Origin of the sequence: Sorangium sp. So ce394 (assembly GCF_051474665.1) — a bacterium.
GTDB classification, from domain to species: Bacteria; Myxococcota_A; Polyangia; order Polyangiales; family Polyangiaceae; genus Sorangium; species Sorangium cellulosum_D.
The window spans coordinates 6,704,216-6,724,378 of the sequence record NZ_CP150339.1 but is presented as its reverse complement, the minus strand read 5'-3'; the positions used below and the strand labels follow the sequence as shown (position 1 = coordinate 6,724,378).

The 20,163-nt window shown below is 72.0% G+C and carries 11 protein-coding genes; 5 read left to right on the top strand and 6 right to left on the bottom strand.

Annotated features, from left to right (window positions below; all coding sequences use genetic code 11):
• The first annotated feature begins 226 nt into the window (after window positions 1-226).
• On the top strand, window positions 227-1,141 hold the full coding sequence (locus WMF33_RS24675; protein ID WP_437339414.1) for an SDR family oxidoreductase: 915 nt from the start codon (window positions 227-229) through the stop codon (window positions 1,139-1,141).
• A 161-nt stretch (window positions 1,142-1,302) separates the two neighbouring features.
• Here the strand turns inward: WMF33_RS24675 and WMF33_RS24670 are convergent, their stop codons facing one another.
• The 3 genes from WMF33_RS24670 to WMF33_RS24660 form a co-directional block, all read right to left on the bottom strand.
• Window positions 1,303-2,142, bottom strand: a complete 840-nt coding sequence (locus WMF33_RS24670) for a class I SAM-dependent methyltransferase (protein ID WP_437339413.1) — start codon at window positions 2,140-2,142, stop codon at window positions 1,303-1,305.
• 78 nt (window positions 2,143-2,220) lie between these two features.
• Entirely contained in the window at window positions 2,221-3,603 is a 1,383-nt protein-coding gene (locus WMF33_RS24665) for an MFS transporter (protein WP_437339412.1), read from the bottom strand.
• Entirely contained in the window at window positions 3,596-6,190 is a 2,595-nt protein-coding gene (locus tag WMF33_RS24660) for a PEP/pyruvate-binding domain-containing protein (protein ID WP_437339411.1), read from the bottom strand. Before WMF33_RS24660 ends, WMF33_RS24665 begins: the two co-directional genes overlap by 8 nt.
• Before the next feature lie 171 nt (window positions 6,191-6,361).
• Here WMF33_RS24660 and WMF33_RS24655 point away from each other — a divergent pair, with 171 nt between their 5' ends.
• Window positions 6,362-6,964 carry a TetR/AcrR family transcriptional regulator gene (locus WMF33_RS24655; RefSeq protein ID WP_061627882.1) on the top strand — a complete coding sequence of 201 codons (603 nt, stop codon included), beginning with the start codon at window positions 6,362-6,364 and terminating at the stop codon, window positions 6,962-6,964.
• A gap of 55 nt (window positions 6,965-7,019) precedes the next feature.
• Here WMF33_RS24655 and WMF33_RS24650 read toward each other — a convergent pair whose 3' ends face one another.
• The 3 genes from WMF33_RS24650 to WMF33_RS24640 all read right to left on the bottom strand — a co-directional run bounded on the left by WMF33_RS24650 (window position 7,020) and on the right by WMF33_RS24640 (window position 10,599).
• Window positions 7,020-7,823: an SAM-dependent methyltransferase gene (locus WMF33_RS24650; protein ID WP_437339410.1), complete on the bottom strand. Its 804-nt coding sequence runs from the start codon at window positions 7,821-7,823 to the stop codon at window positions 7,020-7,022.
• Between the two features lie 72 nt (window positions 7,824-7,895).
• Window positions 7,896-8,738, bottom strand: a complete 843-nt coding sequence (locus WMF33_RS24645) for a DUF6597 domain-containing transcriptional factor (RefSeq protein WP_437339409.1) — start codon at window positions 8,736-8,738, stop codon at window positions 7,896-7,898.
• A gap of 64 nt (window positions 8,739-8,802) precedes the next feature.
• Window positions 8,803-10,599: a cellulose binding domain-containing protein gene (locus WMF33_RS24640; RefSeq protein ID WP_437339408.1), complete on the bottom strand. Its 1,797-nt coding sequence runs from the start codon at window positions 10,597-10,599 to the stop codon at window positions 8,803-8,805.
• 505 nt (window positions 10,600-11,104) lie between these two features.
• On the opposite strand from WMF33_RS24640, the gene WMF33_RS24635 reads away from it, so the two are divergent.
• The 3 genes from WMF33_RS24635 (at window position 11,105) to WMF33_RS24625 (ending at window position 20,031) form a co-directional block, all read left to right on the top strand.
• A complete protein-coding gene (locus tag WMF33_RS24635; protein WP_437339407.1) occupies window positions 11,105-12,904 on the top strand; it encodes a CotH kinase family protein in 1,800 nt (599 codons plus the stop codon).
• 252 nt (window positions 12,905-13,156) lie between these two features.
• Window positions 13,157-14,485: a hypothetical protein gene (locus WMF33_RS24630; RefSeq protein ID WP_437339406.1), complete on the top strand. Its 1,329-nt coding sequence runs from the start codon at window positions 13,157-13,159 to the stop codon at window positions 14,483-14,485.
• Between the two features lie 308 nt (window positions 14,486-14,793).
• The gene (locus WMF33_RS24625) at window positions 14,794-20,031 is read left to right on the top strand and encodes an AAA family ATPase (protein WP_437339405.1); all 5,238 of its coding nucleotides are present in this window, start codon (window positions 14,794-14,796) and stop codon (window positions 20,029-20,031) included.
• Window positions 20,032-20,163 lie beyond the last annotated feature (132 nt).

Here is a 20,163-nt window from a genome sequence, read left to right as displayed (position 1 = left end):
AACACGTGGTGGATAAACGTGGCACCGATGGGCGGGTGTCGTGAGGGTGGCTGGACGCGCGTGTCATCAGCTGTCGAGTGGGATGTCGGGGGCCGGGCGTCCGGGACGCCGTGGCGCGGTGGAGCGGCGCCGACCGTCGCGGCGCCCCGGAATACCTGACACAAGGTGTCAGGATTGTCGTGCGACGGTCGCTCGCCTCGGCAAACGAGGAAGGAGAGGACGGAGCATGAGCGGAGCACTTCACGGCAAGGTGGCGCTCGTCGCGGGCGCGACGCGCGGGGCGGGCAGGGGGATCGCGGTCGCGCTGGGCGCGGCGGGGGCGACCGTGTACGCCACGGGCCGCACCACGCGCGCGCGGCGCTCGGAGATGGATCGACCCGAGACCATCGAGGAGACCGCCGAGCTGGTCACCCGGGCCGGGGGCAAGGGGATCGCGGCGCAGGTGGATCACCTGGAGCGCGAGCAGGTGCGCGAGCTCGTCGCGCGCATCGAGCGGGAGCACGGCCGGCTCGACGTGCTGGTCAACGACATCTGGGGAGGCGAGCTCCTGTTCGCGTGGGACACGCCGCTCTGGGAGCAATCGCTGGACAACGGGTTGCGGCTGCTGCGGCTGGCCATCGACACCCACATCATCACGAGCCACTGCGCCCTTCCGCTGCTCATCAAGAGGCCCGGCGGGCTGGTCGTCGAGATCACGGACGGCACGGCCGACTACAATGCGGGACACTACCGCGTCGCCTTCTTCTACGACCTCGCCAAGGCCGCGGTCCTCCGCATGGCCTTCGCCCAGGCCGAGGAGCTGCGGGCCCACGGCTGCTCGGCCGTCGCGCTGACGCCGGGCTGGCTGCGCTCGGAGATCATGCTGGAGCATTACGGGGTCACCGAGGAGAGCTGGCGCGACGCGCTCGCGAAGGAGCCTCATTTCGCGATCTCGGAGACCCCCGCGTACGTCGGCCGGGCGGTGGCGGCGCTCGCGGCCGATCCGGAGGTCGCCCGGTGGTCCGGGCAGTCCTTGTCGAGCGGCCAGCTCGCGAAGGTGTATGGCTTCACGGATGTGGACGGCAGCCAGCCGGACGCGTGGCGGTACCTCGTCGAGGTCCAGGACGCCGGCAAGCCGGCCGACGTCACCGGGTATCGCTAGTTCCACCCACCAGGAGTCCGGCCAGGGATCCGGAGAGAGAGAGAGTTCAACGCAAAGACGCAAAAAACAATTTTAAATCTTTTTTGCGTCTTTGCGCCCTTTGCGCCTTTGCGTCAAAATTCTCTTGTCCTCGCCAGCAGAGCGCCGATGCGCTGCCCGCGTCAGCGCGCCGCGCCAGCGCGCCGGCCTACGACGATGTACTGCTCGGGCAGGTCCTCCGCGACGATCTCGGGCGAGAGGCCCCCGGCGCGGAGCTCGGCGGCGACGGTCTCGGCGGGGATGCGGTGGTCCTTCGGGGGGCCGTGGCTCGCGGCCTCGGTGAAGTCGACGACGACCACGGCGCCGTCCGGGCGGAGCGCGGCCTTCAGCTTCGCCGCGTAGGCGGGGCGATCGGGGATGTGATGCCAGGTGTCGACCACGAGGATGCGGTCGACCGAGCCGGCCTCGAGCCCGGGATCGTCGGGGCGGACCTGCCGCGCGGTGACGTTGGCGAGGCGCTCGCGCGCGGCGCGCTCCGTCATGTAGCGGACCATGTCCTGCTCGATGTCCAGGCCCACGACCGCGCCGGCCGGCCCGACCGCGCGGGAGAGGTGGGGCAGGAAGTAGCCCGTGCCTGCCCCGAGATCCGCGACCCGCATGCCCGGGGCGATCCGCATGGCGGCGACGACCTCCGCCGGCTTCTGCCAGGCGTCGCGCTCGGGTCCCTCGAACGCGGGCACCCAGTCCTCGGCCCGCTCGAAGCGGTGCACGAGCGGCCCAGGGCCGTGGCCGTGCCCAGGGCCATGGCCTGCGTGATGGCCGTGCCCAGGGCCGTCGCCCGCGTGCCCCGCGCCTTGGGGGTCCTGCGGCGGGGCGTGATCCGCGCGGGCGGCCTGCGCGCCGCTCGCGGCGTCGCCCTGCCCGCCGCCCGCCGGCGCGGCGGCGTCGGGCGTGGCGCTGCAGCTGCTGAGGAGGGCGGCGAGGGCGGCGCAGGTGGCGGCGTGGCGAGGGCGGCGGTGCATCCGCGCTCCCTACCACGAACGCGGCGCGCCGGTCTCCCACGAGGCGCGGCGCGCCGCTCCCCCACGAGGCAGGCCGATCTACCGGGATCCAGCGGCTGCCGCCGGCGCGGCGGCGCGGCCGGGGAGGAGCAAGGCGCAGCCGAGCGTCAGGAGCAGCGCCGCGCCGAAGATCGACGTGGCCATCGTGTGCTCGCGCATCACCACGTCGCCCGTCGGACGGTCGGTGAGCACCAGGCCGAGCACGGTGAGGCCGGCGATGCCCCCGACGTAGCGCATCGTCGCGGTGAGGCCCGCGGCCATGCCGCTCTTCTCCCGCGGGACATCGCTCATCGCCGCGGACTGCGACGGCGCGGACGTCAAGCCCAGGCCGGCGCCGAGCATCACGAGCGCGGGGATCGCGTCCGAGAGCGCGCTCAAGGGCCGCGCCGCGAGCAGGAGCATGCCGGCCAGGGCGAGCGAGCAGCCGGCGAGCGCCACCGCGCGCGGCCCGAAGCGGTCGGAGCCGCGCCCCGCGAAGGGCGAGACGACCACCATCGTCCCCATCATGGCCATCAGCGTCGTGCCCACGTCGCGCGGGCCGATGTGGAACAGCCGCCCCGCCACCTGCGGCAGCTCGAAGATCGTCGCGTACATGGCGAAGTTCTGGAGCGCGATGATCAGGCTGCCGCCGACGAACGCGCGCCGCCGGAACAGCGAGAAGTCGACGACGGGATCCGCGGCGCGCCGCTCCCAGAGCACGAAGGGCACGAGGCCGAGCGCGCCGAGCGCCGCGGCCCAGCGGAGGTGGGCGGCCTCCAGGCCGAGGGCGAGGCCGACGAGCGACCCGCCCAGCAGCGCCGAGCCCACGATGTCGAAGCGCGCTCGCGGCGCGGCCGGCGCCGCGGCCGCGGGGCGCGGCGGCGCGCCGACGTGCGCGAGCGCGGCGGAGAGGAGCAGCACCGGGACGTTCGCGAGGAAGATCGACGTCCACCCGAACGACCCCACGAGCAGCGCCCCGATCGTCGGCCCGGTGCCCGCCGCCACCCCCATCACCGCCCCGAAGGCGCCGAACGCGCGCCCGCGCACCTCGGGCGGGAGCTCCGTGCGGAGCATGGCCGTCGCGCTCGGGACCACGATCGCGCCGCCCGCGGCCATCAGGACGCGCGCCGCCGCGAGCGTCGGGAGCACCGGCAACAGATAGGCGAGCGCCGCCCCGACCGAGAGCAGGAGCTGGCCGAGCCCGAGCGCGCGCCGGTGGCCGAGGCGGTCGCCCAGCTTCCCGCCGGGGCTCTGCAGGACGATGCCCGTGAGCAGGTAGCTCGTCACGAGCGCCTGCCGGAGCGCGCCGGAGTCGGCGCGGAGCGTCCGCGCCATCTCCGGCAGCGCCACGGCGACCATCGTCGAGTTGAGCGGCGCGAGCGCCGCCGACAGCGCGATGGCGGCGAGCAGCCGCACCGGCAGGCGCGACGAGGTCTCAGCCACGGTCGCGCTCGTCCGCTTCGCCCTGACGGCCGGCCTGGCGGAGGAGCGTCACCCGGCCCTCCGTCCCGTCCACGAGGATCTCCTGGCCGTCCGCGATGCGCTCGGTCGCCCCGGCGGCCCCCAGCACCGCCGGGATCCCGTACTCGCGCGCGACGATGGCCGCGTGGGAGACCGCGCCGCCGGTGTCGGTCACGACGCCCGCCGCGAGGGTGAAGAGCGGCGTCCACGCGGGGTTCGTGTAGCGGCAGACCAGGATCTCCCCCGCCTTCACCCGCTCGAACTCGCGCGCGTCGCGCACGATGCGCGCCTTGCCGCGGACCACCCCGGACGACGCCCCGACGCCGCGGAGCTCGTCGCCCGGAGCGCCTCCCCCGCCCATCTCGAACGCTGTCCGCTGCCACCGCGCGTTGACCACCCCGTAGGTGGCGCGCCGCCGCTGCACGAGCCGCTTCACCTCGTCGAGCGGCGGCGCCTCCCCCGTGAGCCACGCCCGGACCTCGGCTTCGGTCAGGTAGAAGACGTCGTCGGGGCTCGGCAGGTGCCCGCGCTCGACGAGGCGCCGCGCGATCTCGGCCACGATCGCCTGGAGCGCGGAGTACGAGCGCACCAGATCGAAGTGCGTGCGCTCCCGGAAGGTGATCGCGCCCCGCAGCCGCTCGACGTTGCGGCGGAACGCGTCGGCCAGGCCCGGCGCGAAGCGCAGCGCGCGGGTGACCTCCTCGAGCGCCGCCTGGTAACGCGCGAGCCCGGCCTGCTCCGACGGCGGCTCGGTGGCGTCGAGCAGGCCGCGGAGGAGCCCCCACACGGGCGCGGGATCCTGGCGCCACGTCGGCGCCGAGAGGTAGAGCCCCGCGCTCTCCCGGTGCCCGTGCTCCTCCAGGAACGCCTCGACCTCGGCCAGCGTCGCCCGGCCGGCCTCCGAGGCGCGCAGCGCGTCCGGGCGCCCCTCGCGGATCGCGCCGGCGACCTCCGGACCGGCGCTCGCCGCCCGGCGCGCGAGGTGGAAGAGCGCGAGGTTCACGTCGGACGTCCGGGTGTGCACGCCCGAGACGAGGTCGCTCATGACGGTCGCTGCCCGCTTCGGCCCCACGGCGAGGGTGACCGGGACGCGGAGGGCGACCGCGGCCAGCTGGCTGGCGCTCCGCTCGAACCGCTCGCCCAGGACCGCGGTCGTGGTCTCCGCGATCCGGTCGGCGCGGCGGAGGAGCGCGGCGTCGTCCAGCGCGCGGAGATCGACCGGCGCGCACGCTTCGAGGAGGCGCTTGAGCCCGTCGCCTTCCCACCACGCCATCGCGTCGTAGCGCAGGCTGGCCGCGACCTTCCGCGGCAGCCGGAGCAGCCGGAGGGTGGGCCGCATCCGCGGCGGGATGAAGATCGGGCGCCACAGCTGGTCGACCCACGCGCGCTCCTCTTCCTCGTCCACGTCGAGCCCGAGGAAGCGCACCATGCGCACGAGCGCGGGGAGCGTCATCCGGAAGCCCCATTGATCGAGCGGCTTCGGCGCGACGGGGAACCGGTCGTTGTCGTTGGCCTCGAGCATCCTCCGCTGCAGGCGGGTGAGCTGCGGGGGAGGCGGAAGGGGCTCGATCTCGGCGTTGCCGAGCGTGGTGATGGGGCGCGACTGGAGCAGGTGCAGGGAGCCCCCGGCGATGGCGAACTCCACGTCCTGCGGGCAGCCGAAGTGGGCCTCGAGGCGGAGCCCGAGGCGGCCCAGCTCGATCACCAGATCGTCGCTCGGCGCGGGGCGGCCGGCCTCCCGGCGGTCGCGGTCCTCGATCGCGAGGTCGTCCGCCCCGGGGCGCGCGGCCCCGTTGGGCTTGCCCGCGCCGTTCGCCGCGGCCCCGTTGGGCTTGCCCGCGCCGTTCGCCGCGGCCCCATTGGGCTTGCCCGCGTCGATCGCCGCGGCCCCACCGAACGGCGCGCGCCGCAGGCGGTACACGTCGCCGGTCGTGTGGCCGGAGACCACGGCCTCGCCGAGGCCCGGGGCGACCTCCAGGAGCATGCGGTCGGCGCGCTGGGCCACCGGGTCGACGGTGAACAGGACGCCGGCGAACTCGGCCGGCACCATCCGCTGCACCACGACGGCGATGTGGACGCCCAGGTGATCGACGCCGCGCGCCGCCCGGTAGGCGAGGGCCCGCGGGCTCCAGAGGGACGCCCAGCACCGCCGCAGCGCGACGATCAGCGCGTCCTCGCCGACCACGTCGAGGTACGTCTCGTGCTGGCCCGCGAACGAGGCGTCGGCGAGGTCCTCCGCCGTCGCCGAGGAGCGCACCGCGACCGGCGGCGCGCCGAGCTCGCGGTAGGCGTCGCGGACCGCGCCCTCGATCCCGGGCAGCATCGCGCCCCCCTCGAAGAGCTCCGCCGCCGCCGAGGCCGCGTCGTCCCAGCGGCTCGCGCCGAGGTGCGCCGCGAGGCGCTCGGCGAGCCCCCAAGCGCGCGCCTGCTCGGCATACGCGCCCGCGCTCACCACGAACCCGGGCGGTACCGCGAGCCCGAGCCGGAGCAGCTCACCCAGGTTGGCTCCCTTGCCGCCCGCGGTGGAAAGATCGGCTCGGGACAGCTGGCTCAAGCGATGAACAAGCATCAGGTGCCTCCTTCGGCCAAGAAAGGTCGCTTCCCCCTGCGCCCCGAGCTCCGCGGCGTCCGCCCGCCCTCCGGGCAGCGCCTCGCTCGAGCCGCCAGCGTCAGCGTTCTGTGAGAATCATTACCAGGAAGTCATTGTCCTGTAACACAATAAGTATCAGGATACTTATAAATGGCAAGGCCGCGGAACATCACGGACGCACAGATCCTCGACGGGGCGCGCGCGTGCTTTCTGGAGCACGGCGCCGGCGTCTCGACGACCGTCATCGCGGAGCGGCTCGGCATCTCGCACGGCGTGCTGTTCCAGCGCTTCGGCACCAAGGAGCAGCTCCTGCGCGCGGCGTTGCAGCCGCCCATGGAGCCGCCGTGGATGGCGCGCGCCCGGTCGGGCCCGGACGACCGGGACGCGCGGATCCAGCTCCTCGAGCTCGGCGAGGAGATCTCCGCGTACCTCGAGCGCATCGTGCCGTGCCTGGCGGTGCTCCGATCGGCGGGCATGACCGTCGAGTCGATGGCCGAAAGGCGCGAGGACCTGCCGCCGGTCCGCGCGCGGCGCGAGGTGGCCGCGTGGTTCTCGCGCGCGATCGCCCGCGGGCTGCTGCGCCCGGTCTCCGCGGAGCACGCGGCCGATCTCTTCCTCGGCGCGCTGCACTTCCGGCCGTTCCACCAGCACCTCTCGAACCAGGGGTTCGACCGGGCCGAGAGCCGGGCCTACCTCGCGTTCGCGATCGACGCGATCCACCGGACGCTCGCGCCCGCCGCGGAGCGACCGTGACGCGCGCAGCGCCGCGCGGTCGGGGCGCGGGGGCGCCGGGGGCGCCTCGGTGGGCTCAGCGCTTGATGGCCTCGACCAGGTGGCCTCGCGGCGCGCCCGCGGGCGCGGGCGGGATGGGCCAGCGGCCCCAGCGCGTGCCCACCTCGCCCGGCTCGACCACGGTGGCGTCCCAGCCATGCGCCGCGACGAGGCCCGCGGGATCGTCGGTGCCGAAGATCCACGGCGCGCCGAGCTCGGCCATCATGCGGAGCGCCGCCGCGAGCGCGGGCGCCTCGAGCAGCGACTTGCCCACGACGTCATAAAGAAGGACCGAGCGCGGCGCGGAGAGCCTGTCGATCCGCGCCATGAGCGTCTCCACCGCGCGCGCGTCGAGGTACTGCAGCAGGCCCTCGACGAGCCAGACGGTGCGCGCGGCGGGGTCGAACCGCGCGGCGCGGAGCGCGGCGGGCCAGTCGCTGGCGAGGTCGGCGGCGATGGCCACGCGCTCGCTCGCGGGCGGCCGCGTCCCCAGGGCGCCGGCCTTGTGCGCGATGACCTCCGGCTGGTCGATCTCGAAGACGCGCGTCCCTGCGGGCCACGCGAGCCGGTAGGCGCGCGCGTCCATGCCCGCGGCGAGGAGGACGACCTGCGCGACGCCCGCGGCGGCGGCGCGCGCGAGCGCCTCGTCGAACCAGCGAGTCCGCACCTCGATGATGGGCATCGAGGGGCCGACTGCGTCCCGGTACGCGCGGAGCGCGGCGTACCCGGCGTCTCCGGCGAGCGCGTGCGCGAAGGGGTCGTCGAACAGGCGATCCTTGCGCTTCGACTCTTCCGCGCGCATCGCGGCGACGAGCAAGGCGGTGACAGCGACGGGGTTCATGAGCTCTTCCTTTCTCTCGTGTCGAGGAGAGCCGGAACCTGAGCGCGCCCGCCGCGAGCGTCTTGGATATTTTTACCCGCGCAGCGGCACGTGGTTGGGGCGCTCCACTTCCTGGGCGAGGTACGCGGAGGGGCCGAGACCGGCGAACGCCCGGAACTCGCGGCTCAGGTGCGCTTGATCGAAGTAGCCCAGCTCCGCGGCGATCTCGGCGCAGCGAACGGGCCGGCGCGCCCCGCCGCGCGCGTCGTGCCGGCCGTCCATGAGGCGCAGCGCCGCCTGGAACCGGCGGACACGCCAGAACGCCTTGGGGCCGAGCCCGACCTCGTCGTGGAAGAGCGCGATGAGGCGCTTCGGCGAGAGCCCGGTGCGCGCGTTGACCTCGGCGACGGCGCGGAGCGTGGGATCCTCGAAGGCGCGCAGCGCGAGCGCCACGGCGCCGTGCCGGCGGAGAGGCCGCGTGGCCCTGGCGCGGAGGGCGCCCTCGAGCGCGGAGAAGCGATCCGCCGCGCCCCGGGCCTCGAGCAGGCGTTCGCGGAGCCGGGCCGCGCTCGCGCCCCAGAGCGCGTCGAGCGCCGCGTGCCTCCCCTCGAGATCTCCGGCCGGGACCCCCAGGAAGGGGAACGCGCCGCCTGGCTTGAAATGCACGCCCATCACCGACGCGCCCGGCGCGGTGTCGATGACGAAGTGCCCCGCGTGCGCGCCGGAGATCATGATCCCGGGGAACCGCTCGAACGACTCGGGATCGTCGCGATCGAAGATGCGGAGGCGATCCTCGCGCAGGTTGATGATGATATCGAGCGTGCCGGACGGGAGCGCGCGCTCCCTGGGCGCGGGCGCCGTGTAGCCGTCCCACAGCCAGAAGCAGTCGACGAAGTCGTCGAGCGGCGGTCCGGGACGGTGGATGAGCGCGGGCATCGCGGAGGAGCTTAGCGCAGCCGCCGCCGCGGGGCCTCGCGCCGGCGGGCGGCTGCGCTGCGCGTCACAGCTGCCTGGCGCTGACGACCTGGGGCTGCCACGCCGCCCCGGTCTTGTTGGCGCAGAACCCGAACGACGTCGACCCGCCGGTGTCGAGCAGGCCGCTCGACTGCGTGCTCGTGGCGGTCATCTCGCTCCCGTCGAAGCCGAAGCTGGCGTTCCAGCTCGAGTTGACCGTCGATTGCCCGAGGTCGATGACCGCCTCCCACCCCCAGATACCGAACCTGCGCCCGTTGGTCACGGTGACGTTGGCGCAGTAGCCGGTCGCCCAGTCGGCGTTCAGCTGGATGCTCGCCGTGACGGCCCCCGGGTTGGCCGGGGTGTCGGGGATGTCGGTGCGCCAGGTCGTGCCGTTGCCGAAATAGCGTGTGATCGGCACCCAGTTGCTGTCGAGCCTCGGGTTCGGCTGCCCCGCCGGGACCGGCCGGGTCGCGAACTCCGCCAGCGTGTTGAAGAAGGTGAGCTCGCTGTCGGTGAGATCGCGGCCGTGCGCCTCCACGACGAACGCGATGTGGAAGTCGCGCTGCGCCGTCGCCGGCCCCGGGGTCCGCACGCCGAGCTGCGCCTGGATCTGCGCGATCGTCACGGTGGCCTGGACCGAGGGGATCACCGTGTCGCAGTAGTCGAAGAGGCCGCCGCCGTGCCTGCGGAGCGGCGGGACCTGGCTCCCCGGGATGAGCCCCATCATGTAGAGATCGAGCGGCGAGGCGGTGGTCGCCCCGGAGCGACCGTTGCTGTCGCAGTCGAGGGTGAAGGTGCCGTTTCCGTTGTCGATCCACTCCATCCCGCCGAGCAGGCTGGCCGCGCTGGTGGTCGGCAGGTAATGGAAGCCGTCGGTCATCCCGAAACCGGAAGGGAGGTAAGCGCCCCACTGGTGGAGGAGCTCGTGCACGAAGTTGCTGCTCAGCCAGCCTCGGCGCAGGTTGTCGAGCGCGGCGACGCCCTTGAGGCGGCGGCTGTAATACGATTGAGAGTAGTCGACCGGATCGCGCCCGATCCCGGTGTAGTCGATCTTCACGGCGGAGTGGACGCCCGAGTTGCCGTTGCTCACGCTGCCCGGCCGCTCGAGGTGCGATGTGGCCGAGAGCACCGCGAAGTCGAAGACGTCCGGCACCACCTCGTACATGTCCGAGAGCATGCCGGCGGCGTCGCCGCCCGCGCCGCGCAGAAACCGCTGGCTGTCGCCGCGCCCGTCCCGCACCTCGACGAGGTGCGACGCCGCGCGGAACTTCGGGCTCAGGACCCGCCGCGGCGCGACGGGCACGCTGGGCGCGAGCGCGCCGACCTGGGGGCGGACGAAGAACTCGACGGTCTCTCCCGTCGCCTTCGTCATCACCAGGTTCCCGAGCTCCACGGCATAGAGGCCAGCCGGGCTGTCCGGGCTCGACTCGTAATGCGCGGGCAGCGGGATCGACGGCGTGGGGTCGAAGCGGAACGGCCCGACCGTGAAGATGCCGTCTCCGGCGACGCGATCGGCGCCCACGCCGTCGTCGCGCAACGTCAGGTCGCTCGGGCCCTCGATCCGGAACTCGAGCCCGGTGAGCTCGACGCTCACCACGTCGTCCACGGGGTCGACCTCCAGCACGAACTCCTCGGATCCGTCGCTGCGCACCACGCTCGGGACCGTCTCCCACGCGTGCTCCAGCCCCGTGAGGTCGCCCGCGACGAGCGCCTCCTGGCCCGACAGCACATCGCTGGATCCGGTCGTCTCGAGGGGCGCGGGGTCGCCGCCGCAGCCGCCGAGCAGCGCGCCGAGCAGGCCGGCGCAGAGCAGCCCTCGCGGAGCCGTCGCCGGCCGCATTGTCATAGCAGGATCTCGCCGTCCTGCGTCGCTGCAGGCGCAATTCCGATGGATGACGTCCAACCAAGCCATCTTCGTGATCTCCGGGTTGCGCCGTGTCGCGCTGCGCTCGTGCGCGGCGCGGCGGCGTGCTGAGGCATGTAGGTCGCGGGGCGCCGCCCTTCCAATGCGAAGGCGGCATGCGCGGGATGCACAGCGTGCATCTCGCCGCGACGCGACCCCGGATCGCCAACGCGGCGGGCGTGCCGGTCGCGTTGGCCGGCGTGCGCTGCGCTGCTGCGAGCGAGCGCCCGCGCCGCCGTCGTGCCACGCGAAACGCCCAGCTCACCGCACGTGGAAAATTCCACCTCGGCTTCTGTAGAGAGCTCCACATCACCCTGACTGGAACTATCCGCTCTCGCCGCGCCCGGGCCGGCTCCCAGGGCTGTCGGCGGACGCATTTGTCACGCGATCGAAGCACGATTGACATAATATTGCCTCGGACCGCCGAGCTGAGGAGCGATTGATGAACCTACGGAGTCTGCGTTATCTCTTGCCTTTCGCCGCGCTGGCCGCCACTCCCCTCGTGGGCTGCGGCGGCTCCGAGGATCCCGGCGCGTCCGGGACCGGCGCGAGCGGCGGTGGAACCGGCACGACCAGCACGGGCGGGGACGGCGCGGGCGGCGACGGCGCGGGCGGGGACGGCACGGGCGGCGACGGCGGCGCGGGCGGCAGCGCCAAGGAGGAGCCCGATTACGACCGCGCGTTCCCGCAGGACCGGGTCCCCCGCATCGACATCACCATCGCGCCCGAGAGGTGGCAGGCGATGATCGACGACATGACGTCGATGCTCGGCGAGTTCGGCGCGCAGGGGCCCGGCGGATTCGAGCCACCGCAGGAGTGGGTCGACGCCTGCGACGGGCTCGCGGCCGGCGACGCGTGCACGGTCGATCTCTTCGGGTCCCCCGCCGAGGGGACGTGCGGGGAGCTCCCCGGCGGCCTGACCTGCCAGCCGAAGCCGCCGGATCCCGGCGAGTTCGAGCCGCCGCAGGACTGGATCGACGCCTGCAACGATCTCGCGGAGTCCGACCCCTGCACGGTCGACATCTTCGGGACCCCGACCCCGGGGACCTGCACCGAGGAAGAGGTCGGCCTCGCCTGCATGCCTTCCGGGCCGGGAGGGGTGGGCGGCGACCCCGGGCTCATCAGCAGCGTCGACCTCATCCCGCGCTCGCCGGTCTACGTCGAGTGCGACGTCGCGATCGAGGATCGGAAATGGGAGCACGTCGGGATCCGCCTCCGGGGCAACGCCAGCCTGCTCCTGCCCTGGCAGGCCGGGAACTGGAAGCTGCCGCTGCGCCTCAACTTCGACCGGTTCGAGGATGACTATCCCGAGACGAAGAACCAGCGCTTCTACGGGTTCGACGGGCTGGCGTTCACCAGCAGCTACCTGGATGCGTCGCTCCTGCGCGAGAAGCTCGGCACCGACATCTTCGCCAAGGCGGGGATCCCCGCGCCGGCGACCGCGTTCTACCGGGTCTTCATCGATCACGGGGAGGGGCCGGTCTACTTCGGGCTGTACACCGGGATCGAGGTCCCTTCGGACGACTCGTTCCTCGACAGGCACTTCGGCGGCCACGAGGGCAATGTCTACAAGCCCGACGGCACCGGGGCGCGGTGGGAGACCTGGGATCCCGACACCCTCGTCAAGGAGAACCACGAGGAAGAGGCCGATTTCTCGGACGCGCGCGCGCTGTTCGACGCGCTGCACGCGGACCGGACCGACGCCGCCGCCTGGCGCGCGGGGCTCGAGGCGCGCCTCGACGTCGACGGCTTCCTCCACTGGTTGGCGCTCAACACGGTGATCGAGGACTGGGACGTGTACGGCCGCCTGCCGCACAACTACTACCTCTACTCGGACCCGAACAAGGGTGGGCAATTCACGTGGATCCCGTGGGACCACACGTTCGCGTTCATCGATGGCGACGCGGGAGGAGCGACCCCGATGCCGGCGCTGCCCCTCGACATGTCCCAGGTGACCGAGCAATGGCCGCTCATCCGTTACCTGCTCGACGACCCGGTCTACCTCGAGATCTACCGCGACTACGTGAAGCAGGCCGCGGAGGTGGAGTACGAGCCGGCCGCGGCCGAGGCGTGGTTCAAGGCGGCGCACGACCTCATCGCGCCGTACGTCGTGGGGCCGGACGGCGAGATCGAGGGGCACACGCACCTCGCGTCGCCCGCGGACTTCGACAACGGCCTCGCCGCGCTGATCGCGCACGCCAAGGGGCGCGCCGCGGAGGTGGAGGCGTACCTGGCGCAGTGACGCGTCCGCGCAGGTGGTGAGCGATTGTGCGCGCGACCGCCCGATCGCGGGGACTGCGCGCGAGGCCGCGGCGACGCAAAGAGAGCTCAAAAACGTCGTGGATTGAATTTGCAGGTCGCGACGGACATCGTATGCACAGGATCGGGGGGCGCGCACTTCGTGTGCGATGAATCACCTGATCTTGCCAGGGGGTGTTCGATGCTGTTGTCCGGACATGACCAAAAGGACGCGTGTACCCCACACAACACCGGCATGGGAGGGCGTCGATGGAAGGGGCTGCTCTCGGCGGCGCTGTCGGTCGCCGCGATCGTGTGGTCCGAGGACGCCAGAGCCAACCAGGAGGTCCGCGACTGGAACACGGTGATGGCGCAGATGGAGCCGCTGACGGGGTTCTTCATGGCGTCGAGGCTCTCGGCGCTCCTGCACGTCTCCATTCACGACGCGCTCAACGCGATCCCCGAGACCGCGCGCTATGAGACCTACCTGCCGCCCGTGGCCGCCGAGGGGCCCGCCTCCCCCGAGGCGGCCCTGGCGGCGGCGGGGCGGACGATGCTGGCGACGTACATCGATTTCTACTCGAACCAGAGCCTCCCGCCGGAGTTCGCGAACCCGGGCCTCCAGGACCTCTTGCCGATGGTGGAGGCCGTCTACGACGCGCAGCTCGCGGCGATCCCCGACGGCCCCGAGAAGGAGGAGGGCATCCGGATCGGCGAGGCGGCGGCGATCAACCTGTGGAACGAGCGCCTCGGCGACGGGTGGAACAACCCGGATGATCTCGAGTTCGAGTGGCCCGACAGCGACGGCGACGACGACCCGATGACCGGCCTGCCGGGGGAGTACGTCATGCTCGACCCGGCCGACACGTTCCCCGGCACGTCGCAGCCGTTCTTCTTCTGGTGGGGGGACATGACCCCCTGGACGATGCGCGACAACGACCAGTTCCTGCCCCCGCCGCCGCCTCGCCCCAAGAACGGCGCGTTCCGCAGGGACATGGAGGAGACCCGCGCCTACGGCGCCGTGGACAGCGCCGTGCGCACCCCGCAGCAGGCCTTCGAGGCCCTCTGGTGGGAGGCCTGCGACGGGTTCGTCTTCAGCGGCACGTACGCGTTCACCCGCCAGCTCGTCTCGGACTTCGAGCTGGACAACTACGAGGCCGCGCGGGTGTTCGCGCTCGCGATGCTCACCCAGGCCGACGCGATGATCTCCAACGTGAACAGCAAGAATCACTACAACTTCTGGCGGCCGATCACCTCGATCAACTACTACCATCCGGGCTCCGACTGGAAGCCGCTCATGACCACCTCGCCGAACCAGGAATACCCCGCCGGCCATCCGATGGTGAGCGGCGCGACGCTCTATGCGCTGATGGAGTTCTTCGGCGGCGGCCAGCTGGATGAGCCGCTCGTCGGGACGAACACGTGTGGAGACATCGTGTTCGACTCCCTCAAGGACGCCGTCGAGGGGGTGATCAACGCCCGCGTCTGGGGGGGCATCCACTACCGCGGCTCGGGCGAGGTCGGGGCCAGGACCGGCAAGAAGATCGCCAAGTACGTGCACCAGCGCTTCCTCGAGCCCCTGTAGGCCCTTCGCGCGGCGTGCTCAGCCGCTGCGGCGCCGCCGGACGGTGTGCCTTCATGCGCCGACACGACCTCATGACGGGCGCCGCTCGGAATGTTCGCATTCCCACTTGTTTGAGCCCGGACAACCGGAATAGTATGGTCTCCTGACCAGGGGGGCCTTGGTCCTGCCGGTTCGGACGCCGCCACGCGCTCGTGGCCGCCTGTAGTGTCTGTGGGCCTGGGTGATGTCTTCGCTCGGGGGATGCTACATCGGCCTCCGGCGCACGGGCAGCTTCGAGCCGGGCTCGATCGCGGGCGCGGGAGGTTTGTGTGAGCCGGTTCACAATTACGGAGGAGATCCAATCGGGTCTGGATACCGCTCTCTACCGCGGCTACCGGAATTCCGATCATGCGCCGATCTCGGTGAAGCTCCTCAAACGCTCCCACGAGAGCCCTCGAGAGGTCGCGAAGCTCCGCTACGAATACATGATGATGCGCGACCTCGGGCTGCCCGGGGTCGTCACGGCGTACGGCCTCGAGCGGCACGAGGGCGGCCTCGCCCTCGTCATGGAGGATCTCGGCGGGCAGGCGCTCCACGACGTCCTCAAGGCGCAGCGGCTCGACCTCCGGACGGCGCTCAGGATCGCGGCCTCCGTCGCGGAGACCCTGGACGCGCTCCATCGCCGGCACGTCATCCACAAGGACATCAACCCCAGGAACATCCTCGTCAACGCGCGCACGGGCGCGGCGAGGCTGAGCGACCTCAGCGTCGCGACGCGCCTGTCCCAGGAGACCCAGCCGGCGCAGAGCCCTGACGCGATCGAGGTGAGCCTCGCCTATATGTCGCCGGAGCAGACCGGCCGGATGAATCGCACCCTCGATCACCGGACCGACCTCTACTCGCTCGGCGTCGTGATGTACGAGGCGCTCACGGGCCGCCTGCCGTTCCCGTCGTCGGACCCGATGGAGATCGTGCACAGCCACATCGCGAGGAGGCCCGCGCCGCCGCACGAGGTCGCGCCCGAGGTCCCGAGGGTGGTCTCGGACATCGTGACGAAGCTCCTCGCGAAGGCCGCGGAGGACCGCTACCAGGGCGCCTTCGGGCTCGCGGTCGATCTGCGCGAGTGCCTCTCGCAGCTCGAGGCGAGCGGCGCGGTCGCGCCCTTCCCGCTGGGCCAGCGCGACCTCTCCGGCGAGCTCCACATCCCCCAGCGGCTCTACGGCCGCGAGGCCGAGACAAGGGATCTCCTGCTCGCGTTCGATCGCGTGGGCCAGGGCGGCGTCGAGCTGCTCCTGGTCGCCGGCTTCTCGGGCATCGGCAAATCGGTGCTGGTCAACGAGGTCCACAAGCCGATCGCGGCGCGGGGCGGCGCGTTCATCTCGGGCAAGTTCGATCTCCTGAACCGGAGCGTCCCGTACGCGCCGATCGCGAACGCCTTCCGGGACCTCCTCCGGGGGCACCTCCAGGGCTCCGACGAGGAGCTCGCGGGCCTGAAGGAGCGGCTGCTCGCCGCGCTCGGGCCGAACGCGCAGCTCATGATCGACCTCATCCCGGAGCTCTCGGCCATCCTGGGGCCGCAGCCGGGCGTGCCGGAGCTCGGGCCCACCGAGGCGCAGAATCGGTTCGTCATCGTCTTCCAGAGCTTCCTCCGGGTCTTCGCCACGAGGGAGCGCCCGCTGGTGCTCTTCCTCGACGACCTGCAGTGGGCCGACGCGGCGTCGCTCCGGCTGCTCCAGGCCGTCCTCGCGAACCCGGAGAACGCGTACCTCCTCGTCCTCGGGGCGTACCGCGACAACGAGGTCGGCCCGGCCCACCCGCTCGCGCTGACGGTCGAGGAGATCAGGAAGGCGGGGGCGAAGCTCGGCGAGATCACGCTCAGGCCGCTCGCGCCGCCGACCGTCGCCCAGATCATCGCCGACACCTTCGTCACCGACACGGACCGGGTGGCGCCCCTCGCCGCGATCGTCTCCGAGAAGACGCAGGGCAACCCGTTCTTCATGAGCCAGCTCCTCGGGGCGCTCCACCGGGACAAGCTGATCGGCTTCAACGCGGGGACCGGAGCGTGGGAGTGGGATCTCGCGCGCATCCAGCAGGCGGACATCACGGACAACGTGGTCGTCCTCATGGTCGGCAAGATCCGGAAGCTCGCGCCCGGCACGCAGCGCATCCTGAAGCTCGCCGCGTGCATGGGCCACCAGTTCGAGCTGAGGACGCTGGCGATCATCCACGAGAAGACGCCCGCCGCGACGGCCGCCGATCTGTGGGAGGCGCTCCGCGAAGGGTACGTCGTGCCGCTCACGTCCGAGTACCGCTTCCTCCACGCGCCCAGGGGAGAGGACGTCGAGGACCAGCACGACGTCGAGGCGCTCCGGATCTCGTACAAATTCTTGCACGACCGCGTCCAGCAGGCCGCTTATTCGATGATCGAGGAGGACCGCCGGCAGGAGGTCCACCTGCAGATCGGCAGGCTGCTCAGGCGGTCTCGCGCGGACGAGGGGCACGTGGAGGACGTGTTCCAGATCGTCCACCACACGAACCTGGGCGCCGCGCTGATCGCCGAGCGCGGCGAGCAGGTGGACGTCGCGCGGCTGAACCTCGCGGCCGGCAAGCGGGCGAAGGCCGCGACCGCGTTTCAGACCTCCGTCGGGTACTTCCGCGCAGGCGCCGCGCTGCTCGGCGAGGCGGGGTGGGGCGACGAGTACGCGACGACGTTCGAGCTGTCCGCCGAGCTCGCCGAGTGCGAGTACCTGATCGGCCGCCACGAGGAGGCGGAGGCGCTCTTCGACGTCATCCTGCGCCGGGCGCGATCGACGCTCGAACGAGCGCAGATCCTCAACCTGCGGGTCGTCCTCTACTGCATGCAGATCCGGTATGTCCAGGCCATGGACGTCGGGCGCGCCGCGCTCGCGCTCCTCGGCATCCGCGTGCCGGAGGCGCAGGACGAGTGCCAGGCCGCGCTCGAGGCGGAGCTCGCGGCGGTGCGCGCGAACCTCGGCGGGCGCCGGATCCGCGAGCTCATCGACGCGCCGTCGATGACCGATCCCGAGCAGCTCATCGCACTCAAGATCCTGGCGAACCTGTGGGGGGTGGCGTTCATCATCAACCCCGTGCTGCTCGCGCTCGTCTGCGTGATGCCGGCGAACATCTCCCTCAAGCACGGGCACTCGGAGGAGGCCGCCTTCGGATACCTGACCTACGGCTTCGTGCTGGCCACGCGCGGCGAGTACGACGCGGCCCACGAGTTCGGCCAGCTCGCGCTGGATCTCAACGAGAGATACAACAACATCTCCATCAAGTGCCGGCTCCACTACATGTTCGCGCTCAACGTGAGCTTCTGCAAGAAGTCGCTCCGTCTGTCGCTCGAGCATGCCCGGCGCGCAATGCGCGCAGGGCCAGAGTCGGGCGACCTGAACTATCTGTCGTATACCCTCTCGAACATCGTCTGGACGCGGATCGCCCTGGGCGACGAGCTCGGCGCCGTCGGCGAGGAGATCGAGAAGCTCCTCCTCCTGGTGCGGCAGACGTACAACGCGGCGAGCACGGCGAACGTGACGATCGGGCGGCAGCTCGTCGCCTGCCTCCGGGGGCGCACGGCGGGTCTCCACTCCATCGGGGACGAGACGCTGGACGAGCCGGCCTTCGTGGACAGCATCATGGCGCCCGAGCTCGTGAGCACGCTGTGCTGGTACGCCGCGGCCAAGCTCCGGCTGGCGCTGCTCGCCGAGGACTACGCCGGCGCGATCGAGATGGGGCGCATCGCCGACCAGACGATCGGCGGGAGCGCGGGCCTCATCCTGTCGGTCGACATGGCGTTCCACCTGTGCCTCGCGATCCTCGCGTCGCCCCCGGCGCAGGCGGCCGGGGAGCCGCTCGGCGGCATGCTCGCCCGCTACCGGGGCAAGGTCTTCTCGTACGCCGCGGGCTGCCCCGAGAATTTCGAGCACAAGCGCCTCCTGATCGAGGCGGAGGAGGCGCGCGCCGCCGGGCGCCGGCTCGAGGCGATGGACCTCTACGATCGGTCGATCCAGGCGGCGAAGACGAACCGCTTCGTGCACGACGAGGCGCTCGCGAGCGAGCTCGCGGCCAGGTTCTACCTCGGCCTCGGCCGCGAGAAGGTCGCCGGCGTCTACATGACCGAGGCCCACCGGTGCTACCGCGCGTGGGGCGCGTCCGCGAAGGTGGCGCAGCTCGAGGGTCGATACGGCGCCCTCCTCGCCGCGCGCCCGCCCTCGGCGCCGGAGCGGCTCGGGCTGCCGGCGGGGCCGTCGGCGATCGATCTGATGGCGGTCATCAAGGCGTCCCAGGCGCTCTCCGACGAGATCGACCTGGAGCGATTGCTCCAGAAGCTCATGAGGATCACGATCGAGAACGCGGGCGCCGAGAAGGGGTACCTGCTCCGGGATCAGGCGGGGACGCTGCTCCTCGAGGCGGAGGCGTCCGCCGCCGGCACGGTGGTGAGCGTCTGCAACCCCGCGGCGCCGCTGCCTTCGTCGGCCGCGCCCATGACCCTGCTCGGGCATGTCCGGAGGGCGAGAGAGCGCGTCGTGCTCGACTACGCGGCGGGCGAGCCGCGGTTCGCGGACGACGAGTACATGCGGCTGAACCGGCCGAAGTCGGTGCTGTGCATCCCGCTCCTGCGGCAGGCCGCGCTCGTGGGTCTCCTTTACCTGGAGAACAACCTGACCGCCGGCGCGTTCACGCCGGAGCGGGCGCTGACGCTGGATCTCCTCGCGTCGCAGGCCGCGAGCTCGCTGGAGAACGCGCGGCTCTACGCGGAGCTGTCGAGGGAGAACGCCGAGCGCCGGCGGGCGGAGGAGGCGCTCCGGGAGCTCAACAGCGAGCTGGAGCTCCGGATCCAGCAGCGGACGGCGCAGCTGCGGGTGGCCAACAAGGAGCTGGAGGCGTTCAGCCACTCCGTCTCGCACGACCTGCGCGCGCCGCTCCGGGTCATCGACGGGTTCAGCCTCGCGCTGATCGAGGATTACGGCGACAAGCTCGACGAGGAGGCACGCGACTTGCTCTCGCAGGTGCGGCGGGGGAGCCAGCGGATGTCGGAGCTCATCGATGACATGCTCAGGCTGTCGCGCGTGACGCGCGCCGAGATGCAGCGTGAGCGCGTCGACATGAGCGCGCTCGCGCGCGAGGTGCTCGCCGAGCTGCAGCGGCCGGAGCCGGATCGCGCCGTGGAGTGCGTCGTGGCGGAGGGGGTGGCGGCGGACGGCGACCCTCAGCTGCTCAGGATCGTGCTGGAGAACCTGCTCGGCAACGCGTGGAAGTTCACGAGCAAGCGGGCGGGCGCGCGGATCGAGCTCGGGCAGATGGAGGGCGGGCAGGAGGAGCCGCGGGGCGGGCGCGCGACGTACTTCGTGCGCGACAACGGGGCCGGGTTCGACATGAGGTACGCCGCGAAGCTGTTCGGCGCGTTCCAGCGCCTGCACACCGAGGAGGAGTTCGCGGGGACCGGCGTCGGCCTCGCGACCGTACATCGCATCGTCGAGCGCCATGGAGGCCGCATCTGGGCCGAGGGCGCCGTCGACGAGGGAGCGACGTTTTATTTCACGCTCTAGGCCGGGACCTCATCTGTTCGCGAGGAGCGCCATGAACCACGGAACGAACCCCCTCGTCGATGGCAACGCGCGGGCCGCTCGCGCGGGTCGCGACCAACGTCGGATGAACGCGGTCCCGCGGCCGGGGAGCGC

Coding starts and splice junctions, on each gene's coding strand:
- WMF33_RS24675 (WP_437339414.1), top strand. CDS start 227: ATGAGCGGAGCACTTCACGGCAAGGTGGCGCTCGTCGCGGGCGCGACG.
- WMF33_RS24655 (WP_061627882.1), top strand. CDS start 6,362: ATGGCAAGGCCGCGGAACATCACGGACGCACAGATCCTCGACGGGGCG.
- WMF33_RS24635 (WP_437339407.1), top strand. CDS start 11,105: ATGAACCTACGGAGTCTGCGTTATCTCTTGCCTTTCGCCGCGCTGGCC.
- WMF33_RS24645 (WP_437339409.1), bottom strand. CDS start 8,738: ATGCCCGCGCTCATCCACCGTCCCGGACCGCCGCTCGACGACTTCGTC.
- WMF33_RS24630 (WP_437339406.1), top strand. CDS start 13,157: ATGGGAGGGCGTCGATGGAAGGGGCTGCTCTCGGCGGCGCTGTCGGTC.
- WMF33_RS24650 (WP_437339410.1), bottom strand. CDS start 7,823: ATGAACCCCGTCGCTGTCACCGCCTTGCTCGTCGCCGCGATGCGCGCG.
- WMF33_RS24670 (WP_437339413.1), bottom strand. CDS start 2,142: ATGCACCGCCGCCCTCGCCACGCCGCCACCTGCGCCGCCCTCGCCGCC.
- WMF33_RS24660 (WP_437339411.1), bottom strand. CDS start 6,190: ATGCTTGTTCATCGCTTGAGCCAGCTGTCCCGAGCCGATCTTTCCACC.
- WMF33_RS24640 (WP_437339408.1), bottom strand. CDS start 10,599: ATGCGGCCGGCGACGGCTCCGCGAGGGCTGCTCTGCGCCGGCCTGCTC.